The organism is Acinetobacter sp. TR3 (assembly GCF_027105055.1).
GTDB lineage: Bacteria > Pseudomonadota > Gammaproteobacteria > Pseudomonadales > Moraxellaceae > Acinetobacter.
Genome location: NZ_CP114264.1, coordinates 1,719,924 through 1,738,607, shown reverse-complemented (window position 1 = coordinate 1,738,607; position 18,684 = coordinate 1,719,924). Strand labels below are relative to the sequence as shown.

Annotated in this window: 15 protein-coding genes; 6 read left to right on the top strand and 9 right to left on the bottom strand. The window is 38.3% G+C overall.

Translation table 11 applies throughout. The features are described 5' to 3' along the window. Position 1: 1 nt before the first annotated feature. From O1449_RS08170 to fahA, 3 genes are read right to left on the bottom strand one after another with little or no spacing between them, the layout of a single operon-like run. Positions 2 to 550, bottom strand: coding sequence for a VOC family protein (locus O1449_RS08170; protein ID WP_050039682.1), 549 nt, complete (start codon positions 548 to 550; stop codon positions 2 to 4). A 16-nt stretch (positions 551 to 566) separates the two neighbouring features. Next, positions 567 to 1,199, bottom strand: coding sequence for a maleylacetoacetate isomerase (gene maiA, locus O1449_RS08165; RefSeq protein WP_269238002.1), 633 nt, complete (start codon positions 1,197 to 1,199; stop codon positions 567 to 569). Beyond that, entirely contained in the window at positions 1,186 to 2,493 is a 1,308-nt protein-coding gene (fahA, locus tag O1449_RS08160) for a fumarylacetoacetase (protein WP_269230287.1), read from the bottom strand. The genes maiA and fahA overlap by 14 nt, the downstream gene beginning before the upstream one ends. A gap of 355 nt (positions 2,494 to 2,848) precedes the next feature. On the opposite strand from fahA, the gene O1449_RS08155 reads away from it, so the two are divergent. Both O1449_RS08155 and O1449_RS08150 read left to right on the top strand, forming a co-directional pair. After that, on the top strand, positions 2,849 to 4,237 hold the full coding sequence (locus O1449_RS08155; RefSeq protein ID WP_269238001.1) for an amino acid permease: 1,389 nt from the start codon (positions 2,849 to 2,851) through the stop codon (positions 4,235 to 4,237). Positions 4,238 to 4,445: 208 nt separating this feature from the next. Continuing rightward, positions 4,446 to 5,618 (top strand): MFS transporter, encoded by a 1,173-nt coding sequence (locus tag O1449_RS08150; RefSeq protein WP_269238000.1) that lies wholly within the window; start codon positions 4,446 to 4,448, stop codon positions 5,616 to 5,618. Between the two features lies 1 nt (position 5,619). Here O1449_RS08150 and O1449_RS08145 read toward each other — a convergent pair whose 3' ends face one another. Continuing rightward, entirely contained in the window at positions 5,620 to 7,110 is a 1,491-nt protein-coding gene (locus O1449_RS08145; protein WP_269237999.1) for an amidase, read from the bottom strand. A 204-nt stretch (positions 7,111 to 7,314) separates the two neighbouring features. Here O1449_RS08145 and O1449_RS08140 point away from each other — a divergent pair, with 204 nt between their 5' ends. Next, on the top strand, positions 7,315 to 7,791 hold the full coding sequence (locus O1449_RS08140) for a hypothetical protein (RefSeq protein WP_269237998.1): 477 nt from the start codon (positions 7,315 to 7,317) through the stop codon (positions 7,789 to 7,791). Between the two features lie 46 nt (positions 7,792 to 7,837). Here O1449_RS08140 and accC read toward each other — a convergent pair whose 3' ends face one another. The 5 genes from accC to O1449_RS08115 all read right to left on the bottom strand — a co-directional run bounded on the left by accC (position 7,838) and on the right by O1449_RS08115 (position 12,463). Next, positions 7,838 to 9,202 carry an acetyl-CoA carboxylase biotin carboxylase subunit gene (accC, locus tag O1449_RS08135; protein WP_269237997.1) on the bottom strand — a complete coding sequence of 455 codons (1,365 nt, stop codon included), beginning with the start codon at positions 9,200 to 9,202 and terminating at the stop codon, positions 7,838 to 7,840. A gap of 17 nt (positions 9,203 to 9,219) precedes the next feature. Next, on the bottom strand, positions 9,220 to 9,642 hold the full coding sequence (gene accB, locus O1449_RS08130) for an acetyl-CoA carboxylase biotin carboxyl carrier protein (protein WP_005160413.1): 423 nt from the start codon (positions 9,640 to 9,642) through the stop codon (positions 9,220 to 9,222). Between the two features lie 26 nt (positions 9,643 to 9,668). Further along, positions 9,669 to 10,118 (bottom strand): type II 3-dehydroquinate dehydratase, encoded by a 450-nt coding sequence (aroQ, locus tag O1449_RS08125; RefSeq protein ID WP_269230293.1) that lies wholly within the window; start codon positions 10,116 to 10,118, stop codon positions 9,669 to 9,671. Positions 10,119 to 10,861: 743 nt separating this feature from the next. Continuing rightward, positions 10,862 to 11,872 carry an ABC transporter substrate-binding protein gene (locus tag O1449_RS08120; protein ID WP_269237996.1) on the bottom strand — a complete coding sequence of 337 codons (1,011 nt, stop codon included), beginning with the start codon at positions 11,870 to 11,872 and terminating at the stop codon, positions 10,862 to 10,864. Next, a complete protein-coding gene (locus O1449_RS08115) occupies positions 11,873 to 12,463 on the bottom strand; it encodes an ANTAR domain-containing response regulator (protein ID WP_004661975.1) in 591 nt (196 codons plus the stop codon). It lies immediately after the preceding gene. 527 nt (positions 12,464 to 12,990) lie between these two features. Between O1449_RS08115 and O1449_RS08110 the strand changes: the two genes are divergently transcribed. Genes O1449_RS08110 through nirD form a run of 3 tightly spaced genes read left to right on the top strand, consistent with a single transcriptional unit; the run spans position 12,991 to position 18,549 of the window. After that, positions 12,991 to 14,343: an MFS transporter gene (locus O1449_RS08110; RefSeq protein WP_442865242.1), complete on the top strand. Its 1,353-nt coding sequence runs from the start codon at positions 12,991 to 12,993 to the stop codon at positions 14,341 to 14,343. Positions 14,344 to 14,371: 28 nt separating this feature from the next. Then, on the top strand, positions 14,372 to 16,918 hold the full coding sequence (gene nirB, locus O1449_RS08105) for a nitrite reductase large subunit NirB (protein ID WP_269237994.1): 2,547 nt from the start codon (positions 14,372 to 14,374) through the stop codon (positions 16,916 to 16,918). An 11-nt stretch (positions 16,919 to 16,929) separates the two neighbouring features. After that, positions 16,930 to 18,549, top strand: coding sequence for a nitrite reductase small subunit NirD (gene nirD / locus O1449_RS08100; protein WP_269237993.1), 1,620 nt, complete (start codon positions 16,930 to 16,932; stop codon positions 18,547 to 18,549). The last annotated feature ends 135 nt before the right edge of the window (positions 18,550 to 18,684 follow it).

The window sequence follows — 18,684 nt, the reverse complement described above, 5'->3', positions numbered from 1 at the left end:
TCTATGCTCCTAATTCTTCTTCATGCAAGAAATGTGTGTGTTGAGGTGCTCGTTTGGTACGGCTCCATTCATCTAACATTTCAAGTTTCATCTCTTCTGTGATACGAGCAATTTTGGCATCAGCATGACTATCGTTATAAGTGAGCTCTAGGCGATGTCCATTAGGATCAAAGAAATAAATAGAATGGAAAATACCGTGATTAGTTACACCTAAGACTTTTACACCGTGTTGCTCTAAATGTGCTTTTGCATCTAGTAGTGCTTCCTGATTCTCAACTTCGAAAGCAATATGTTGTACCCATTGAGGTGTATTTTCATCACGTCCCATTTCAGGCTGTGTTGGAAGTTCAAAAAAAGCCAATACATTTCCTTGCCCAGCATCCAAGAACAAATGCATATAAGGATCAAAAGCTTTAGTTGAAGGAACATGGTCTTCAGCAAACGCTAGGATAAAATCCATATTCAGCATTTTTTTATACCATTCCACTGTTTCTTTGGCATCTTTACAGCGATAGGCAACGTGGTGAATTTTTTTAATTGCAAAACTCATATCAAATTCCTTTTCATTATTCCCAATCTGGTTGTTGTTCTGGTGAGGCATGTAGAAATGCTGGGAGAGTTAGACAGTGCAGATAAATACTTTCAATTTTTGGGAAAGCACTTAAATCAATTTTGAAACGTTTTGCGTTATAGACTTGGGGGATTAAACAACAGTCTGCAAATGTTGGTTCAGTTCCAAAACAGAATTGTCCATTTGAGTGCTGAAGTTGATGCTCTAGACTTTTAAAGCCTTCGATTACCCAATGTGTGTACCAATCATTTTTTTGCTGATCAGTGATAGCAAGTTCATGATTGAGATATTTCAATACCCTTAAATTATTTAAAGGATGAATATCACAAGCAATTGCTTGGGAAAAAGCACGAACTTTGGCACGCTCAACCAGATTTTTAGGTAATAGAGCTTTGGTTGGATATTGTTCTTCCAAATACTCTAAAATATTCATCGATTGTAAGAAAACGTGATCTTCATCAATGAGCGTAGGCACCAATTGGCTAGGATTTAAATTTTTATAGCGATCCATTTGTTGTTCATTTTTAACTAAATGAATGCTTTCAGTTTCGTAGCTAAGTTCTTTTAGGTTAAGTGCAATACGGACACGATAGGCAGCAGAGCTACGAAAATAACTATACAGTTTCATACTGATCAACCTCTTTTTTATCGAAGTTAAATGTATGCGCTGCAAGAATGGTATTTTCGACTTGACCGAATCCGATACGAATACCATCTTTTTCACAATAACCTTTCATGATGACGCGATCTCCATCTTCTAAGAAACCGCGTTTTTCCCCATTAGATAGGGTAATAGGTTTGGTCGTATTCCAAGTTAATTCTAACAAACTTCCATAAGAGTCAATTTTTGAACCAGAAATCGTACCCGAGCCCATAAGATCACCAACTTGGACATTACAACCTGCAATGGTGTGATGAGTGAGTTGTTGTGCCATCGACCAATACATATATTTAAAGTTTGTTTGGCAAATGACATCCGTTGATTGTGATTGAGGGCTTTGTATCTCAACGCTAAGATGAATGTCGTAGCTATTAGTAATATTTTCTTGTAAATAATCTAGTGGTTTTGGATCTTGCTCTGGACCTTTTACTTTAAATGGTTCAAGAGCTTCCATGGTAACAACCCACGGAGAAATGGCGCTTGCAAAAGTTTTTGCATTAAATGGTCCTAAAGGAACATATTCCCATTGTTGAATATCGCGTGCGGACCAATCGTTCAATAGCACCATACCAAAAATATGATCCCATGCATTATCGATAGAAATAGGCTGTCCTAGTTCAGTCGATTTACCAACAACGAACGCAGTTTCTAACTCAAAGTCTAGTTTACGGGTAGCAGAGAAAATAGGACGGTCAACATTTGGTAGTTTGATCTGACCTGATGGGCGAACGATATTTGTGCCACTGACCACGACTGAACTTGCACGCCCATTGTAGCCAACTGGAAGCTCACTCCAGTTCGGAAGTAAAGCATTTTTAGGATCTCTAAACATCGTACCAACGTTAGTGGCATGTTCTTTTGATGAGTAGAAATCGGTATAGCCAGGAATATGAATTGGTAAATGTAGCGTAATGCTATCTCTTTTCAATAAAGCTTGAGAAATCAAATCATGATTATTGCGAAGTATTGGATTATCAATTGAAAGTAAACTTTGCAGCATTTTGCGCACGTTATTCCAATTATGTTTACCTGACTCAATAAATTTATTGAGTGTAGGTTGATTGAAAAAATTTATATTTCCATCAATATTTAATAAGCCTTCTGACTCTAATAAGGCTAAGTCAAGTACCCATTCACCAATTGCAACACCAACGCGCTTATGACCATTAGGCACTTCACTGAAAATACCATAAGGTAAATTATGTATTGTGAAATCTGAATGGGGATCTATTTCAAGAAAAGATGTTAAAAGTTGCGTCATAATTTGCTTTCCTTGTCTCAAATTTTGTCAAAAACTATTTGGGTTGTTTATCTTTCTGAGCCTAATAATATGAAATTTAATAAAATATTTTTATTTCATATCGCTTATTTACTTCGATTAAGCAAGAAAGGTGGTGTCTTATTTATTCTATAATACGCAATTAAATTAATTACGCAATACATAATTTAATTACATAATTCATAATTATTGTTATTTATTGAAATTTCTGCTTATATGCGCAGTTACGAGAAAAGTAACTTAATTATTTTTCAATCAATACTAGGCATTTCTGATTAATTTATGATATACGTAATTTTGAATAATAAAATTACGTGACAAGGATGAGAATAATCATATGTCAAACCAACAGCAAGGAAACCTGAAACACGGTTTAAGCAATCGGCATATCCAACTTATTGCACTAGGTGGTGCAATTGGTACTGGATTGTTTCTCGGTATTTCTCAATCAATCAAGCTTGCAGGACCATCAGTCATCCTGGGGTATGCAATCGCTGGGTTTATCGCTTTTCTAATGATGCGACAGTTAGGTGAAATGGTTGTACAAGAGCCTGTGAGTGGTTCTTTCAGTCACTTTGCTTATAAGTACTGGGGCCCATTCGCTGGCTTTATGTCAGGTTGGAACTATTGGGTACTAAATATTTTAGTTTGTATGGCGGAGCTGAGTGCAATTGGTCTATATATCCAATACTGGTGGCCTGAAATTCCGACATGGGCTTCAGCATTAGCCTTTTTCCTATTAATCAACGGTATCAATTTATTGCATGTAAAATTGTTTGGTGAAATGGAGTTTTGGTTCTCAATCATCAAAATTTTGGCGATTTTAGCAATGATTGCTTTTGGTTCTTATTTACTTGCTACAGGCACTGCTGGCCCGCAAGCTAGTATTAGTAACCTTTGGGCACTAGGTGGTTTCTTTCCGTATGGCATAAAAGGTTTAGTTATGGCTATGGCTGTAATTATCTTCGCATTCGGTGGAATTGAATTATTTGGTATTACGGCTGCGGAAGCGCGTGATCCAGATAAAACCTTACCTAAAGCGGTAAACCAAATTATTTACCGTATTTTAATTTTCTATATTGCGACACTTTTTATCTTATTTGCTTTGTTTCCTTGGAATCAAATGGCAAATGGTGGTAGTCCATTTGTGATGGTGTTTGCATCATTAGACAGCCAAGGTGTTGCGACCATGTTGAACTTTGTAATTTTAACGGCGGCGGTTTCAGTTTATAACGGAACAAGCTATTGTAGCAGCCGTATGTTATTGGGCTTGGCGCAGCAGGGTAATGCACCTCAGTTCCTGAAGAAAATTAACAAAAATGGTATTCCTACAAATGCTGTACTGATTTCTGCATTTGTAACAGTATTGTGTGTTTTACTAAATTATGCTTTCCCAGAAAAAGCTTTTGGCTTATTGATGATGCTCGTTGTTGCAGCGATTGTGATTAACTGGGTTGTTATTTCTTGGACACATCTAAAGTTTCGTAAGACGATGCAAGCACAGGGAGTAATAAGTAAATTCCCTAGTATCGCGTATCCATTCAGCAATTATCTATGTATCGTTTTTATGCTTAGCATTTTGGTGGTGATGTCTTTAACGCCGGATATGCGTATTGCCGTTATGATGATTCCAGCATGGATTCTTTGCTTAATGTTTGCGTATTTTCTTAAACAGCGAAAGTTAAGAAATTCTCAACCAAGTGTGGCTTTTCATACGGATATATAACGGCTGAAGTATATCTAAATTAATAAAGGGGCTGAATATTTCAGCCCCTTTATTATTGTTGAATGAAAAATAAAAGTTACTGAGGTGGATATTCATCATAAATAAAAGGACGAATTAAAGATCTAAATCCGCTAAAATTTATGTTTATCGAAAGGCAATACATCTTGTTGTGAATGATAGATGTTGATCCATGTAAAAGGCGCGTGAATTGTTTCAATCTCTAAGTATCCAAACCCGATTGGGCGGTTTCTATTTGTTTTACTATTCCATAGTGGGTACATTCATGCCTTATTGGAACTTGTATCTACAAGATCAAGGTTTCAATTATCAAGAAATTGGTATTTTGTCTTCAATTGCGATTATTACTCGTTTTTTTGCACCTTTGATTTGGGGATGGGTTGCTGATAAGTCAGGCAAACGAATGTTGCTAGTGCGTATTGCAACATGGATGGAAGCCTGTATCTGGTTTGCCATCTTCATCATTCCGAATAGTTTTCAATCTGTTGCACTACTCATGCTGATCTTTAGTTTCTTTCAAAATGCAATTTTGGCGCAATTTGAAGGTGTTACTTTATTCTGGTTGGGGGATAAACGCGCAGAGCTTTATGGAAAAGTTAGAAAATGGGGATCTGTTGGCTTCATATTGGGTGTATTCATTATTGGTGCTTTATTAGAAATTATTCAAATTTCCATGCTACCCATTTTACTTCTAGCGGTTTCTTTTTTAGCTTTTTTGTGGTCATTTACCATTAAAGAACCTGAACATGCGCCAAGCTCGCAAAAAAAACTAGAATCTATAATACCCATTTTAAAACGACCTACTGTGGCCGCATTTTTTGCAATTGAATTTGTTTTATTATTTTCACAAGCGCCATTTTATAGTTTTTATAGTAATTTTTTAAAAGAGATTGGGTTTAGCACAACACAAATTGGAACGCTGTGGGCAACAGGCGTAATTGCAGAAATTATAATGTTTTCCGTAGCGCAAAAAGTTTTCTTTACTCGTTTCTCTTGGCGGACACTAGTTGCAGTATGTTTGATTTTGACCAGTTTACGCTGGTTTCTGGTTAGTATATTGAACACAAATTTTTGGGGTCAGTTATTTGCTCAATGTTTACATGCCTTTAGTTTTGGATTATTTCACTTAATTGCAATGAAAGTGATTTTTCAAAATTTTTCAGCTGAGCAACAAGGGCGAGGACAAGCACTTTACAGCACCATGTGGGGGTTAGGGGTCGCATCTGGAAGTCTATTAGCTGGGCATTATTGGCAAGTATTTTCAGGCGCAACAATTTTCTTATATGCAAGTGGTATCGTACTGGTTGGTTTGTTTTTAGTATTTTGGCTGCCGAATCAATTGGACACGGCAGCTAAAACTTAGATTAGAGTTGAATATTCTGATATTGAGACATCCATGGTTGTGTCTGTTCTAATTGTGCTGCAAGTTGCAATAAACGATCTTCACGTCCAAAAGGTGCAATAAACTGGCTGCCTAAAGGTAAGCCATTTTTGTTCCAATATAATGGGACTGACATGGCGGGTAGACCTGTAACATTTGCTAACTGCGTAAAAGGTACCCAACTTAAATTATCCTGTAACATTTTTTCAACTAATTTCCCTTGTGCGAGATAGTGCGCTTTTCCTAATTTTAATAGTCCTTTCAAGATTGGTTTTTGCCAATTAGGTGTGGCAACTTCCCCATTTTTTGGTGCGATTGATGCTGTTGTTGGGGTTAAATAAAGGTCATATTTTTCAAAGAAAATATTCATTTGAGTGCTATAAAGACCCCAATTATTAAGTGTATGAATATATTCTGTTGCGGTTGTTTTGGCCCCAAAAGCAGCGAGGGCAATAGAATCTAATTCGAAATCATGATCAGTTGCACCTGCCATTTGTTTAATTTGTGTCTGCATATATGCGAATTGACTAAACCAAGTCGTTACAAAGTCTTTTCCTAATGCCAAACCATCTATTTTTGGACGATCTTCTACAACAATATGCCCTAAAGACTCCAGTAACTTAGCAGTTTGTTGAACAGCTTGAATCGCATCTTTAGAAACCTTCGTTCCAATTGGTGATTGAGTATTAAAAGCAATTTTGAGTTTTCTTGGAGCCTGTTGAATGATATCTAAATATTTCTTTTCAGGTGCTTCTATTCTAAAAAGTGAAGTTTGTTCTGGACCTTGAACTGCATCGAGCATGGCAGCACTATCGCGAACTGTTTTGCAGAGAACATGTTGCATGGCAGCACCATGCATTGCTTCACTGTATTGTGGCCCCCAAGGTGTACGACCACGACTCGGCTTTAATCCAAATAAACCACAATAAGAAGCGGGGATACGAATTGATCCGCCACCGTCACCTGCGCCTGCAACTGGGACGATTCCACCTGCAACTGCAGAGCCTGATCCACCAGAAGAACCACCACTATTGTGTTTTAAATTCCACGGATTGTGGCAAGTGCCCCAAGCATCGGGTTCAGTAATTCCTTTGATACCAAACTCAGGCGTGTTTGTACGACCAAAAGTAATAATCCCTGTTTGTTCCCAGCGGTTTACGATTTCAGCATTAAAATCAGGGGTATAATTAATTTTTTTTAGCGCTTGGCTACCATAAGAGGTTGGAATACCTTGATATTCTTGGAATAAGTCTTTGACTAGAAATGGAACGCCTGCAAATAACCCAGAGGATTCTTGCTGTGTGCGCTGCTTCGCTTGCTCATACATTGGAATAATAATGGCGTTTAGCTTTGGATTGACTTTATCTGTTCGTTCTAATGCAATTTTTAATAATTCTGAAGGATGAACTTGTTTGCTTTTGACCAGTTTTGCTAATCCTAAACCATCATATTGCACGTATTCAGAAAATTTCATGGCTTTTATCCTTAAAGCTAAATCTTTATAATGTAAATAAAATTACTGTAAATCTAGAACTAGCATACCTGAAAAAATGCCATAACAATCAACTAAAGCTCAAGCTAAAAATATTGTGTTTATATGGTTATGAATGCATGTTTTTCTCAAAAAATATGCTAATTTAAAGCCTTGCACCGTTTAGATTACGACTTAATTAAATCTATGAAAAATATTTATATTATTGGATTATTATGGGCTTGCTCAACATGGACTATGGCAGACACGGTCGTAAATGAAAAAGCAGTAACAGCACAACAATTGGCTAAAGCAAATGCGATTCGGGTGATAACTCGTCCTGAAATCATGGGGCTATGGGCAATGGAAATTCCTAATAATAAGAAGTGTGTCGAATACTATAATTTTCGTGGAATGAATGAAGTCGTGATTAAGAGTAACCAAGAGTGGTCTTATGGTTTATATGATTATCAACCTTCAGAAGATCATAAAGAGCGTTTACCAGCATTAGTTTTACAGATTAAGTATGACAATAATCAGATGGATTGCTCAGGTCAAGTACTAGACCAAACTGGTGAGGTTTCGCAATATTTTGTGAAGTGGGAAAATGATCACACCATTAATTTTTGCGCCAATGAAAAAGGCGAAAAATGTTTTGCGACATTACGCCGTGTCCTACCTTAGAAAGATTGAATAATAAAAAAGCCTCTTAACTTAGAGGCTTTTTTATTTATGCTTTTTCAGCTTTCGGTTCAAGCTGTTTTAGCAGATGCTTTTCTAGATAATGAATATCCATAGCTTGTTCACAGAAGTTTTTGTCCTGCAAAATAAGATCTTTGTGCAATGGAATATTGGTTTTAATTCCAGTCAAAATCATTTCATCTAAAGCTTGACGCATACGAGCTAAAGATGTTCTGCGATCTTTACCATGAGCGATGAGTTTTGCAATCATCGAATCATAATACGGCGGAATACTATAGCCTTGATAAATATGAGAATCTAAACGAATACCTGCGCCGCCGGGTGCATAGAAGTTTTCTATTTTACCAGGAGAAGGTAAGAAGTTAGTCGGATCCTCAGCATTGATACGGCATTCAATCGCATGACCTTTTACTTCGACTTCATGCTGTTCAATATTTAAACCTAAACCAGCCGCAATCCGCAGTTGTTGTTCAATAATATCAATGCCAGTAACCATTTCAGTTACAGGATGCTCAACTTGAACGCGAGTATTCATTTCGATAAAGAAGAATTCTCCTTCTTCAAATAAAAACTCAAAAGTTCCAGCACCACGGTATTGTATTAACTTACAAGCATTGACACATGCTTCTAAAATATCAGCACGTGCTTGTTCTGGTAGATTTGGAGCAGGTGCTTCTTCTAAAACCTTTTGATGACGACGTTGTAAAGAACAGTCTCGGTCATATAAATGGATTGCATGACCGTTACCATCACCTAGCACTTGTACTTCTACATGGCGAGGTTTCTGTAAGAAGCGCTCCATGTATACAGTATCATCACCAAACCACATCTCAGCATCACGTTGTGCAGCTTGAACTGATTCAAGTAGTGTGTCGACACGTTCAACGATACGCATACCACGACCGCCGCCGCCTGATGCAGCTTTGACGATCAACGGGAAGCCAATTTCTTTTGCTTCAGCGAGTGCATTGTTAATCGTTACAGCATGGTCACATCCAGGCACGGTAGGTACGCCAGCCTTTTTCATGGCAATAATCGCGGATACCTTGTTACCCATAAGACGAATGTGTTCAGGGCGAGGACCAATAAAAATAAAACCTGAGCTTTCTACAATTTCAGCAAATTCAGCATTTTCAGACAAAAAGCCATATCCAGGATGGATTGCATCCGCACCTGTAATTTCTGCAGCAGTAATAATTGCAGGAATATTTAAATAACTTTCACTTGTGGTACCCGGCCCAATACAGACAGCTTCATCAACGAAGCGTAAATGCATTAAGTCTTTGTCAGCATCAGAATAAATACCAACTGTTTTAATGCCAAGCGTTTTACAAGCTCGCGTAATTCGTAAAGCGATTTCACCGCGGTTTGCAATCAATACTTTTTGCAACATTGGAATCCCCAAACTGATTAGGCGCGGTAGCGGAAAAGTGGTTGACCGAATTGGATCACTTCACCATTTTTCACTAAAATTTCTTCAATCACGCCGCTTTTAGTTGCCTCAATTGGGTTCATAATTTTCATCGCTTCGATGATACCCAGTGTTTCACCTGCAGAAACTGTTTGACCTACATTTACGAATGGGCCTTCGCCTGGGCTTGGTGCAGAATAGAACACACCAACCATCGGTGACGTTTCTACAGCGCCACGAGGTGTTTTTGCTGCTGGAGCCGCAGGAGCAGAAGCACTAGGTGCTGCTGCCAAAGGTGCCGCTGCGTAAACTGGAGTAGGGCGAGTTAATGAGATGGATTGATCACCTTCCTTAACTTCAATCGCTTGTAAGTCAGATTCAATCATCAAATCGATGAGTTTCTTGATTTTACGGATATCCATGAGTGAGCATTCCTGAAATGTATAAATTAGTTAGAAGATTGAATTTTTTCGATTGCAAAATCGAGAGCAAAGGCGTAACCCTTCGCACCTAAGCCACAAATAACACCAACGGCTTTGTCTGATAAATATGAGTGATGACGGAATGATTCACGGGCGTGAACATTTGACAAATGAACCTCAATAAATGGAATCGCAACGCCAAGGAGGGCATCGCGTAGAGCAACTGATGTATGAGTCAAGGCTGCAGGATTAATAATGATAAATTTAACCCCTTCAGTTCGTGCTTGATGAATGCGATCGACAATCGCACCTTCCCAGTTGCTTTGAAATGTATCTAGTGTAAATGATGCTTGATGAGCCTGAGTGGTGAGTTGCTGGTTAATATCATCTAAGGTGAGATAACCATAAACCTCTGGTTCGCGTTTTCCTAGCAAGTTCAAATTCGGTCCATGAATTACCAAAATGGTTGAGCTCATTCAGCCTGCTCCAGTTCTAAATCTGCAAATGTTTTTTGCAAGATGTCTGCAAAGTTTGCTTATTATGGCACAAAATTCTGCATTTTTTCTTATAATTTCTTTTAATGGATGAAGAAATTTGCATACCAAGCATGGTGCATATAATGAAAACTTTGCAAGGAAATGGCAATGTTAAAATATGACAAATTTCAGGCTTATTTATTTTTCACTATTTTAAACTGAATTACCTTATTTCGTTCATGTAATTTGTGTAACTCGAAGGTCATGTAATTTAGTGATTTGCTTTTTTGAAACTTAAATTGAGTTCTAATTAGTTCATGTGTTTATTTCAAGCCATGAATAATTTTTTAGTCTAAGTTCATGAAAATTATTTTTTTTATTCTAATAGGTTTTTCAAAAATAGTATAAATATACTTCTAAAGAGAGCAGTGGATGAAGCGTAGTGATACTGATTTATAAAAAATATGCCAGTTTAGATTGATAATAAGCATTAGCTTCAATTTGACATTGGGTTCAAGCTTGTGGGTAGGGATTGATTAAATCGACGAAACTGGCTTATTGGCAAAAAAGATGAATTGTGAAGTTTTGTATGGCGGCTAATGACATGAAAATGTCCGAAAAAGATAAATTGAATATAGATAATATAGTTATTACATAAGAGATAGCTCTCGATTGGCAGAATCTCTTATGGGTCTTTTCAAAGCTGTCTTTTTACAAGACAGCTTTTTTTATCATGAGTTCTCTTATTTTGATGCTGCTAAATAAGTATCTAATAGTAGAAAACTTTGTGCTTTATTTTCGTAATCTATAGAACCTACAGGCAAATTGTTCCATTTTTGCATTTGCTGAAACAACCATTCAAAATCTGTACTTTTAGGTATAGCGCTACTTTTAACGAAGTTCCGAATTATATCTTGGATCGTATAGTATTTTTCAACATGAATGCTTGGCGAACATTCAAACTGGATGACATCAAAATCAATTAAAAGTTGCCATACAGGTTCAAAATCTTCTAACACACGTAACTCTTGTTGAGCTTGCAAGATTGCGCGAGTTAAGGCAATTAGTGTATTTGGATGCTGTTGAGCCCACTCTTGGGTTACAGCTAGAACTTTATCTGCAACATTTGGAATGATGTCTTGACTCGAGCCAACAATTTGTCCTAATCCTGCCAGCTCTGCTTGAGTATTCCATGGCTCGCCAACACAAAAACCATCAATTAAATGGTTGTTTAATGCTTCTACCATATATGGAGGTGGTAAGGTTTTGACTTGTATTGAATGTGCAAGTTCAGGATCTGCTAATGCTAACCATTCTCTTAAGCAATAATGATGGATGGAATGCTGGAAAACATGTCCTAAAGAGACCACATGATTTTTTTTCATGTGTTCTACTAATTTTTTAGCTGATAGCTCTACAGCTTCATATTTCTTTATATCTAACTGATAACACAGTTTTTGACTTAAACTTATAAAAGCTCGATTTTCACTGAGAACGAGCGGCGTTTGTAATGCAATACCAATTTGATCAGCACCTATTGCGGCTGCAGGTAACATGGCAGATAAACAATGTGCAGCATCTAAAAGACCAAAAGCCAGTCGATCACGTAGGCTTGCCCAAGAAGCTTCTTTGGTTAAAGTAACGTTTAGACCTACTGCTTCAAACAAACCACGCTGTTTTGCCCATAATAAGGCAATACAATCAAGCAAAGGGATGTAGCCAAGTTGCAATTCACTTTTTTCTAAACTGCTCATTTATTCATCCTTTAATTGGTTGTTCAAAAGCTGTTGTGCATCGAGCAAGCGTCGTGACATTTCACCAATAGTCATACGATGGCTCATGGCATTTTTTCTAAGGAGTTGGAATGCTTTGTCTTCGGTTAATCCGTGTAATTGCATCAGTAGGACTTTAGCTTTCTCAACATCTTTACGATCCGCTAGTTTGGTTTTTGCATCTTTGAGATCACCTTCTAACTTTTTATGTTTTTTATATTGTTGAATCGAAATATCTAAAATGGTATGTAATCGACTTGGATCGATACCATCAACGATATAGGCGGTAATCCCTGCATCAATCGCCTGTTTAATCATATCTCGGTCAGTGTTCTTGGTAAATAATACCGTTGGTAAGTCAAAATTGCTTACGCAACTCTCAATTACATCACGATGAGGGTGATCCATATCAAGCAAAATAACATCTGCTTGAAGATGTTCTAATTTAAAAACATTGAGGTGATCTAAAGTCAAACTAGCAACGACATCAAAGTCATGTTGAATTAAACATGTTTTAATGTATTCAGCTCGGGCCTGATCATCATCTATGAGTGCGATTTTGAGTTTCGGCATAAATATAAAGTCAAATTATAAGTCAATGCACATTTAGCATAATGCGCTTTAAGTATTTTTTTGAAGCAAAATTAATGCCATGAGGAATGATCTATTCAGTGCAGGCATTACTTTAGCCTCGATTTTGTGCGCTTTATTGTATCGTTGCAGCTAAGGGAAACAAATAAAAAATGGATATGATCTTTATTAAAAATAATTAATGTTCATTGTTGGTGCATAAAAGGAATTATTTTGAAGCATCTTTAATTGTGCTTTAAAACAGTTCATTGATGTATTCGGGATTTATTCAATCATTTAAAAGATATTTAAAACTCTATTTATTTTATAAAAAATCGTTATTAAATAATGGTTAGTATTATTTTTTTAATTTTTATTTTATTAATTGGCATAACACTTGCATTGTCTTTATGGAGTCAATGAAGACTTTTTAAAAATTGTAAGACGGCCAACGATGTCCGATCTGATCGGTTTGTTTACACAGCGGTATGTGTCAACAAAGCAGTATACGTTCAGTATAGGAGATGGCAATGTCTTTAGATTTATCGGCGAAAAAAGCCACATCAATTAAGTTATTTAACTTCTCAGCGCCAGCGATGCGAGCATTCCACATGAGTTGGCTTGCTTTCTTTGTTTGCTTCTTTGCTTGGTTTGCCTGCGCACCATTGATGCCTGTCATTGCAGGTGAGTTTCATTTAACCAAAGATCAAATCGCAAATATTAATATTGCCGCAGTTGCAATCACCATCTTAGTTCGTTTGATTGTTGGTCCTTTATGCGATAAATACGGGCCACGCAAGACCTATACCGCCTTGTTGATTATTGGCAGCATACCTGTATTTGGTGTGGCTTCAGCAAATAGCTATGAATCGTTCCTTTTCTTTCGCCTCCTTATCGGTGCGATTGGTGCAAGTTTTGTGATCACGCAATACCACACCAGCACCATGTTTGCTCCGAATGTCGTAGGTACTGCAAATGCTGCTTCAGCAGGTTGGGGAAATGCAGGCGGTGGGGCAACTCAAGCACTCATGCCATTACTGCTTGCTGCTTTAGTTATGTTTGGCGTTGAGCAAACAATGGGGTGGAGAATTGCACTGATTGTACCGGGTGTCATGATGGTGATTGTAGGTTTCCTTTACTGGAAATTGACACAAGATTGTCCTCAAGGCAATTTTAAAGAGCTCCGTGAACAAGGTATAGCGGTTGGTAGTGATAAAAAAGGTGGCCTTGCAATCTTAATGCATGCTGCACGTAACTATCGCGTATGGGTTCTATTCTTCTCGTATGCAGCATGTTTCGGTATCGAAATCTTTATTCATAACATCATCGCGATGTACTACGTCGAGCACTTCAGTTTTGGATTAAAAGAAGCTGGTTTAGCAGCAGGTATTTTTGGTTTGCTTGCATTATTTGCCCGTGCATTGGGTGGGATTCTTTCAGACAAAGTTGCACTCAAAAAAGGCTTAGATGGTCGTACTAAAGTGCTATTTGCTTTAATTCTTGGCGAAGGGCTTTTCTTAATGTTGTTCTCACAAATGAATAGTCCTGTGTTGGCAATTCTAGTGATGACTGTGTTCGCACTATTTACTCATATGGCATGTGGTGCGACTTATGCGCTTGTTCCATTCATTGATCGTGAAGCGCTAGGTGGTGTTGCAGGCATCATCGGTGCTGGTGGAAACGTTGGTGCAGTAGCAGCAGGTTTCTTATTGAAAGGTATGTTGGATATTCAAACTTGTTTAATGGTTTTAGGTGGCTTGGTGGTCATTGCTGCGAGTTCGGTCATGCTGATCCGATTTTCGGTAGAGCATAAAGAAAAAGAACAACGCTTGTTTGAACAAGCGATTTTAGAACGCGGCTCAGAACAAAACAGCGCAGCTTAATCTCAGATTAGATTTTAGGAGAAACACAATGAAATTAGTGATGATTGGTCACGGTATGGTGGGTCATAAATTCATCGAAGCCATCTTAGAGAAAGCTGATGATGAATTAGAAATAACGATTCTTGCTGAAGAACCACGCATTGCATATGATCGTGTTCATTTAACTGAATATTTTTCAGGAAAATCAGCAAAAGACCTATCACTTGCACGTTTTGATTTCGCAGATGCACATGGTATTGACTTACGCTTGGATACCAAAGCAATTGCAATCGATACTGTAGAAAAAACAGTGACAACAAGTTTTGGTGATGTGATTAGTTACGACAAATTGGTATTGGCAACAGGTTCATATGCGTTTGTTCCACCAATTTCAGGCAATGATCGTGAGAACTGTTTTGTTTATCGAACCATTGAAGATTTAGATTCAATTCGCGCTGCAAGCTTAAATTCAAAATCGGGTGTAGTGATTGGTGGTGGTTTATTAGGTTTGGAGGCTGCAAAAGCTTTACGTGATTTAAACCTAGAAACGCACGTTGTTGAATTTGCACCACGCTTAATGGCGGTTCAAATTGATGACTTAGGCGGTAAAGTTTTACGCCGTAAAATCGAGAACCTTGGTGTAAAAGTTCATACTCAAAAAGCAACTTCATCTATTGAAGCGGGAGAAAGCGCAACGCATGTGATGAAGTTTGCGGATGGTAGCGAGCTTGAAACAGATATTATTTTATTCTCAGCAGGTATTCGCCCACGTGATGAATTAGCACGTTCAAGCGGTTTAGCACTTGGGGAGCGTGGTGGTATCAAGATCAATGATTACTGCCAAACCTCTGATGAAAATATTTACGCAATTGGTGAATGTGCGCTTTGGGACAATAAAATCTATGGTCTCGTTGCGCCGGGCTATGACATGGCGCGTATTGCAGCCAAGCATATCTTAGCTGAAGAAACACATTGTTTCGCTGGTGCTGATATGAGCACTAAGTTGAAATTAATGGGTGTAGATGTGGCATCGGTGGGTGATGCACATGGCATGACACCGAATTCGCTTAGCTATTTCTATGCTGATGAGGATGCATTGGTTTATAAGAAAATCGTTGTAGATGCAGACAAAACCAAATTACTGGGTGCAGTACTTGTTGGTGATGCAAAAGAATATAACGATCTTCTACAAATGATGTTGAATGGTATCGCATTGCCAGAAACACCTGAAAGCTTAATCATGCCAGGCTTTGCTGATTCTGGTGCGAAGGCGGGTGGCAGTGGTGTTGATTTACTTCCAGACAGCGCAACGATTTGTTCATGTAACAACGTGTCGAAAGCAGATATTTGCCAAGCCATTTGTGATGGTTCCACCTCTTTAGGTGCTTTAAAGAAATGTACCAAAGCAGCAACGGCATGTGGTGGTTGTGCGCCATTAGTTACTCAAGTTTTAAAGTCTGAGTTACAACGTCAAGGTGTAACGGTTAATAACCATGTTTGTGAGCACTTCCCATACTCACGTCAAGAGATCTATCACTTGGTACGTATCAATGAAATCAAAACATTTGATGATTTGATTCAACAACATGGTCATGGTTTAGGTTGTGATATCTGTAAACCAATGACAGCGAACATTTTGGCATCGTGCTGGAATGACTTTGTATTGGAACCAACGCACGCTGGTCTACAAGACAGTAATGACTACTATTTAGGAAATATCCAAAAGGATGGTTCATACTCAGTTGTACCGCGTATGGCAGGTGGTGAAGTCACTCCAGATGGTTTGATTGCTGTAGGTCAAATTGCTAAAAAATATAACCTGTATACCAAAATTACAGGTGGTCAACGTGTTGACTTATTTGGTGCACAACTGCACGAGCTACCATTTATTTGGGAAGAGTTGAATGCAGCAGGCTTCGAGTCAGGGCATGCTTACGGTAAATCATTACGTACAGTGAAATCATGTGTGGGTAGCACTTGGTGCCGCTATGGTGTGGATGATTCTGTTGGTTTAGCAATCGAACTAGAAAACCGCTACAAAGGCTTACGCTCACCGCACAAACTAAAAATGGCGGTGTCAGGTTGTACCCGTGAGTGCGCTGAAGCACAAGGTAAAGATGTCGGTGTCATTGCGACAGAAAAAGGCTGGAACCTCTATGTATGTGGTAATGGTGGAATGAAGCCGCGTCATGCAGAGCTTTTAGCTTCTGATCTTGATACCGAAACTTTGATTCGTTATATCGACCGCTTCTTTATGTTCTATATCCAAACCGCTGATCGTTTACAACGTACCAGTGTATGGCGTGACAACATGGAAGGTGGTTTAGATTATCTCAAAGCTGTGATTGTCGATGATTCGCTTGGCCTTGCAGAAGAACTTGAAAATCGTATGGCGCATGTGATTGGAACTTATCAAGATGAATGGCGTACTGCGGTAGAGAATCCTGAAATTCGTAAACGCTTCCAAACTTACATCAATGCAAGCGCAGAAGAGCAAGCTGATCCATATATTCAATTTACCGAAGTTCGTGATCAAATCCGTCCATTAAATGAAGCTGAACGTTCAGTTGATCGTATCCCGATGGTAGAAGCATAAGGAGAATCAAAATGACAAATTTAAAAGACATGAGTATGCTTCCAGAAAATCAATGGGTCGATGTATGTAACCTTGATGACATCACACCAAATACTGGCGCAGGTGCACTTATTGCAGGACAATCAGTTGCTTTATTTCGCGTAGGGAACGAAAAACGTATTTATGCATTAAGCAATAAAGATCCATTCAGCCAAGCGAATGTGATGGCGCGCGGTATTATTGGTGATTTGCAAGGTGAGCGTGTTATTGCCTCACCGATTTACAAACAACACTTCAGTCTAGCAACAGGTCGATGCCTAGAAGATAAAGATCAAAAACTATTGGTTTTCCCGACTAAAATTGAAAATGGTCGTGTCTGGGTCGGAGCTGTACCACAAAAAACTTATATTACCAACAATGGAATTTCACAAGAGAAGTTAAAGCTTGTTCTGATTGGTAATGGTTTGGCTGGGATGCGTTGCCTAGAAGATTTGCTTGATATGGCGCCTGATCGTTATGATGTGACAGTCATTGGTGAAGAGCCTTGGGGTAACTATAACCGTATCATGCTCTCACCAGTGCTTTCTGGTGAGAAAACCATTGATGACATCATGTTGCACCCACATGCATGGTATAGCGATAAAGGGATTAAGTTTATTGCCGACGATCCAGCTGTGAAAATTGACCGTACTCGTAAAGTGGTACATACGCAAAACGGTGAAAGTGTTGATTATGACCGCTTAATTATTGCCACAGGTTCTAAGCCGTTTATTCCACCAGTACAAGGTGTTGACTTGAAAGGTGTGATTAGTTTCCGTGATATTTATGATGTGAATACCATGATTAAATATTGTGAAACTAAAAAAAATGCAGTCGTGATTGGCGGTGGTTTACTTGGTCTAGAAGCAGCGTATGGCTTGAAGCAACGTGGCATGAATGTAACGGTGCTGCATCTAATGGATCGTATCATGGAGCGTCAATTAGATGGTCGAGCAAGCCGTATGCTACGTCATAGCATTGAAGAGAAAGGCATCAAGATTATTACTGAAGCCAATACCGAAGCTTTAATTGGTAAAAATGGTCATGTCAGTCAGATCCGTTTAAAAGATGGTACTTTATTAGATGCTGATTTGGTGGTCTTTGCTGTAGGTATTCGTCCAAATATTGCTTTGGCGCAAAGCGCTGGATTACGTTGTAATCGCGGCATTTTAGTGAATGACACCATGCAAACCTTTGATCCAAGTATTTATGCTGTTGGTGAATGTATTGAACATCGTAATCAAACCTTTGGATTGGTGGAGCCACTTTGGGGGCAAGCATTTATCTGTGCAACCCATTTGGCTGAACATGGTAGCTTAACGTTTAAGTCTCCAACTGTACCAACTCAGCTTAAAGTTAGTGGTGTCGATGTCTTCTCAGCAGGTAATTTTGAGCCTAAAGAAGATTATGAAGACATCATTCTAAATGACGAAAAACGCCATATTTACAAGCGTATTATTATCCAAAAAGATAAAGTGATTGGCGCTGTTTTATTCGGTGATACCGAGGATGGTATGTGGTATGCCGAGTTAATTGCGGATCAAACACCTGTTTCGACATTTAGAAATAAATTGTTATTTGGTAAAGATTTTGCATTGAAAAAAGCAGGTTAATCTTACTTTGGTTTAGGAGAAATTTCTCCTAAACCAAAAACTCAGTCACTTAACTACTTTATGGTAGTCAACCAAAGATTCACAATAAAAGTTAAGGCGTAGATTATAAATTGGCTATTGATCACGGATCATACA

Bases quoted from the DNA above. Each gene is read 5' to 3' on its own strand.
- O1449_RS08170 (WP_050039682.1), bottom strand. From the start codon at position 550: ATGAGTTTTGCAATTAAAAAAATTCACCACGTTGCCTATCGCTGTAAA.
- maiA (WP_269238002.1), bottom strand. From the start codon at position 1,199: ATGAAACTGTATAGTTATTTTCGTAGCTCTGCTGCCTATCGTGTCCGT.
- fahA (WP_269230287.1), bottom strand. From the start codon at position 2,493: ATGACGCAACTTTTAACATCTTTTCTTGAAATAGATCCCCATTCAGAT.
- O1449_RS08155 (WP_269238001.1), top strand. From the start codon at position 2,849: ATGTCAAACCAACAGCAAGGAAACCTGAAACACGGTTTAAGCAATCGG.
- O1449_RS08145 (WP_269237999.1), bottom strand. From the start codon at position 7,110: ATGAAATTTTCTGAATACGTGCAATATGATGGTTTAGGATTAGCAAAA.
- O1449_RS08140 (WP_269237998.1), top strand. From the start codon at position 7,315: ATGAAAAATATTTATATTATTGGATTATTATGGGCTTGCTCAACATGG.
- accC (WP_269237997.1), bottom strand. From the start codon at position 9,202: ATGTTGCAAAAAGTATTGATTGCAAACCGCGGTGAAATCGCTTTACGA.
- accB (WP_005160413.1), bottom strand. From the start codon at position 9,642: ATGGATATCCGTAAAATCAAGAAACTCATCGATTTGATGATTGAATCT.
- aroQ (WP_269230293.1), bottom strand. From the start codon at position 10,118: ATGAGCTCAACCATTTTGGTAATTCATGGACCGAATTTGAACTTGCTA.
- O1449_RS08120 (WP_269237996.1), bottom strand. From the start codon at position 11,872: ATGAGCAGTTTAGAAAAAAGTGAATTGCAACTTGGCTACATCCCTTTG.
- O1449_RS08115 (WP_004661975.1), bottom strand. From the start codon at position 12,463: ATGCCGAAACTCAAAATCGCACTCATAGATGATGATCAGGCCCGAGCT.
- O1449_RS08110 (WP_442865242.1), top strand. From the start codon at position 12,991: ATGTCTTTAGATTTATCGGCGAAAAAAGCCACATCAATTAAGTTATTT.
- nirB (WP_269237994.1), top strand. From the start codon at position 14,372: ATGAAATTAGTGATGATTGGTCACGGTATGGTGGGTCATAAATTCATC.
- nirD (WP_269237993.1), top strand. From the start codon at position 16,930: ATGACAAATTTAAAAGACATGAGTATGCTTCCAGAAAATCAATGGGTC.